The organism is Bacillus cereus group sp. Bc031 (assembly GCF_027716265.1).
Taxonomy (GTDB): Bacteria; Bacillota; Bacilli; order Bacillales; family Bacillaceae_G; genus Bacillus_A; species Bacillus_A paranthracis.
The window spans coordinates 1-569 of the sequence record NZ_JAQFUL010000225.1; the positions used below are offsets into that span (position 1 = coordinate 1).

Below are 569 nucleotides of genomic sequence, written 5' to 3' on the forward strand. Positions count from 1 at the left end.
AGTAAACACCTTCCGCACAATGAAGTATATGAACTGTATTCTTTACGGTGGCAAATTGAAATTATATTTAAAACATGGAAGTCTATTTTTAAAATTCATGAAGTGAAACCTGTGAAACTGGAACGATTTCAATGTCATTTATATGGGCAATTAATTGGTTTGTGTTTGGTAGCTAGCATTACATATCGAATGAGAAGACTTATATGGGAGAAAAAACAAAAAGAGGTGAGTGAGTATAAGTGTACATATATCGTCAAAATTTACTTCTCTAGTATACACGACGTGCTTTTCACAACCTTTCAACATCCTGTATCAGTGCTAACCAGGCTCTTTCAAGATCTTGTCAAAAACGGACGAAAAGCACGAAGGTATAAGTGTCGTACACCGTTCGATATCCTTAGTATCACTCAAGAATGTACGAAAAGACTTCACAAAGCCGTATAAAAAATACGAAATTCAGAGAGTCTTATTTGAGTATGTCCAAAACCGCACTCTTCTACTCTCAAGTTTTAAAAAATAAGTCCGATGCCAAAAGGCATCGGACTTATTTTTTAAACTTGATGGCTATG

Annotated in this window: 1 protein-coding gene; it reads left to right on the forward strand. The window is 35.0% G+C overall.

Annotation, left to right across the window (positions count from 1 at the left end; genetic code table 11):
- Window positions 1-444: transposase (locus PDQ33_RS29010; RefSeq protein WP_270757138.1), on the forward strand; the 444-nt coding region annotated here is incomplete at its 5' end.
- Between the last annotated feature and the right edge of the window lie 125 nt (window positions 445-569).